Origin of the sequence: Actinomyces sp. HMSC075C01, assembly GCF_001812965.1 — a bacterium.
Lineage (GTDB): Bacteria > Actinomycetota > Actinomycetes > Actinomycetales > Actinomycetaceae > Actinomyces > Actinomyces acetigenes.
The window spans coordinates 1-2,842 of the sequence record NZ_KV810939.1 but is presented as its reverse complement, the minus strand read 5'-3'; the positions used below and the strand labels follow the sequence as shown (position 1 = coordinate 2,842).

Annotated in this window: 2 protein-coding genes; both read left to right on the top strand. The window is 50.8% G+C overall.

The genetic code is table 11. The annotated features are described in order from the left end of the window. The first annotated feature begins 215 nt into the window (after nt 1-215). A complete protein-coding gene (locus HMPREF2883_RS14560; RefSeq protein WP_141758990.1) occupies nt 216-1,103 on the top strand; it encodes a hypothetical protein in 888 nt (295 codons plus the stop codon). A gap of 851 nt (nt 1,104-1,954) precedes the next feature. Continuing rightward, the gene (locus HMPREF2883_RS01810; protein WP_070658661.1) at nt 1,955-2,326 is read left to right on the top strand and encodes a PH domain-containing protein; all 372 of its coding nucleotides are present in this window, start codon (nt 1,955-1,957) and stop codon (nt 2,324-2,326) included. Nucleotides 2,327-2,842 lie beyond the last annotated feature (516 nt).

Sequence of the window (2,842 nt, the reverse complement as noted above, 5' to 3'; positions counted from 1 at the left end):
AAGATTCTCTCAAGAGCAAGCCGCCACCCTGCTTAACGACACACCATTAGCGGCAAAACACCCTAAACACCCCTATGAATAAGCCTCATGGTGTCATCTAATTCAAAGCGAATCCGATAAAATTTTCCAAGCCTCTAAAGGGTGTGTGTTACCTTATATGATGGTGCTTCACCAATCTTGAATGTCCATAGTGAGTTGACTCCTAGGAGGCAAGCATGTTCCATTATGACCCAAATCGCGAATTGTACTTGGGTTTCAGGAAGATTGCTGAAAGGATGTCGGCGAGAGAGGTTGGAGATAGGGTGGAGGAGGTATCCTCATCAGGGGAGGTGTCCGCCGAAACTTCTAGAGCTGTACGCCTTATGCGGAACAGGGGACGTCGCACCAAGATTAGAATTGATGGAGCCACCTCAATGAACGTCAGAGACCACGCTCCCAGAGTAATTAAAAAACTAAGCAGAGGTGCGGTGGAACTAAGAGACATGTGTGATCCGCTGGTTGGGAGAATTGCCTCGTACTCTGGTTTTGGAATGATGGGGAGGAGGTGCCGAGAGGGGGGTCAGTATAAGGATGATGCACAGGATATTCAGATATGGTATTCATGTTATCCAGATCCTGAGCGCGATGAATACTTTAGGTTGCTGTTTTTGCATGGGTCCCGAAAAGGCAACTTCGTGCATAGTAGATCTGATTCTCTCCCGGCGATTCGCTCTGGCTCTGGTACACGTGAAGTGTTCGACTATATTCGATCGTGTAGTGACGGCGTTCTCACAGACTTTGCTGGTCTTCTTGAAGATCCTTTGATAGTTAATCGAATTTTATGGATTCTTGACTCAAAGCAAAGAGATGGCGAAGGATTCTCTGGGGAGGCCGACGAGTACCTTAATTTTGATTCGTTATTTCATATCGAAAGCGTCATCTCTGACAGTCAAGAGCGCGATCTCTTGGCGCCCCAAAATTTACTTTGTTCACCTGAAGATAAACTTCCCTTTCTGAGTAAGGTCGTGGTTGCAACTCCGTATGTTGTTCAGTCGTCTCGTAGAAGCTGGAAAACTAAACGTCGAGAAATAATGAACATGTTGCGGCGCACTACGCGGCTTTGATGAATCTATAGGACCTGATTGCGTTCCTGAGCATTCTGGTGTTTTAACGTGCCTCACTCTTGCTGTGTCGGTTAATTGCGAGGTCTGGGGAGGTGTTTATTTGTTAGGTGAGAGGGTTCGGCGCCAACGTGTCACCTGTGTATTGAATGCGAATGTAAATATCGGTGAACTGAATCGTTGAGGAACTGTACTTATTCCATGTCGAAAAATAAGTTGAGACTTTGACGTTAATCGGACCTCATCCAATGTTAGGGCGTTGTGGCGATCCTATTCGATTCACATTCCAGCTGAGCGGAGCGCCTTCGCCGGCAGGAACTCATTCAGGTAGCCGCGAGTGTTGTTCATCCGGCGAATGGGTAGAGCGAGGCTATTTACAGCATACGTCGAAGGTGCTGTGACCTGCGTGGATGCCAGCGTCGGCTAGTCCTGTGAATTAACCTCAGTGAAACGCCAGAAGTCCACAACCGTTGTATTCGTCCCGGCTGTCACCTCCACGCCCTACAGTGGAATGAGGTTGGGGCTTGGGGTCGTGGGGAGTAGCCGTAGGTGCGTTGGGTCAACAGGGGGGAGTCGCTAAGTCCGCAGGCCTGGGTGCGATGGCGGACAGCGCCGCCTGCTGTGAACAGCTCCGTTCTGTTACAGGTTGGTCGGTAGGGCGGGGTAGGTGTCGAGTCTGCGTCAACGATACCTACTTGTTCGATCTCGTTCGATTGATTGTAGGAAAATCGATCGAAGTAATTAAAAGATGCATGTTTGTGTCTTGGAGTGCTGAGGCGTCGCTTGATAATGTCTGGTTCGAAGGAAGTTAGGTTCCCAGCGATCATTATTTTCAGTGAGGCGACATCATGAGCATGGAGATGGCTTCGGTGGCTACGTGGACCTTCTTGGCGGAGGTTCCGATCTCTCAGGACGTCCTGGGCGTCCTTGTTGAAGGGGAGCAGCCGTACGCTGCCTTCAAGACGATGCGCGACTCGGCAGTGTTCACCTCGAAGCGGTTGATCGTCCGCGATGCGCAAGGACTAACTGGTCGGAAAGTGGAGATCTACTCGCTGCCCTACAGTGCCATCAACATGTGGTCGACCGAAAACGCGGGAACATTCGACATGAACTCCGAAGTTGAACTGTGGACGCGGGCAGGTCACATCAAGATCAAGCTTGGGTCCCAGGTTGACGTCCGTAAAATCGATAGGCTCATCTCGGCTTGCGTTCTCATGTCCCACTGAGCGTTGGCGCTCGGGAGATGGTGGGCATGGGTAGTACAGAAGCCCTCCACCCGGTCTTGAAACTGTAGGTTGGCAGGTACCGAATGGAGCACAAGGCGCTACGAGGAGGTCGTCAGGGGGCAGACCGACTCGGTGATCCTCTAGTAGGTTCCCAATGTATTGAACTGTTGGGTGTATTTCGGACAGTGCTTGCTTTCTTGATTCAGGCTGCCTTCGTTAAGTCTAAAAGTTCGTGTTCGGCCTCGTTCGGGGGTGGTACCTCAGGGCTGGGTGAAGGCAAACATGATTGCATCTCAGTTCGATCCAAGAGACAATATTCTTGATCGCCTTATCCTGGGTTGGGTACACCATCCGATGGGCCCTCTCATTCTTGAACGTTGCGTTGAACGACTCCGCACAAGTGCCGTCCCAGCACACTCCCGTGTACCCCACTGAGGGGCGAATCCCATAAGTCTCTGAGTCTCAAGATAAGTGGAGACCTCGAAGGTTATTCAGGGGGTGGTGGTGTAGGTGTAG

Excerpts from the sequence above, each read along its gene's own strand:
- HMPREF2883_RS14560 (WP_141758990.1), top strand. The coding sequence starts at position 216 with ATGTTCCATTATGACCCAAATCGCGAATTGTACTTGGGTTTCAGGAAG.
- HMPREF2883_RS01810 (WP_070658661.1), top strand. The coding sequence starts at position 1,955 with ATGGAGATGGCTTCGGTGGCTACGTGGACCTTCTTGGCGGAGGTTCCG.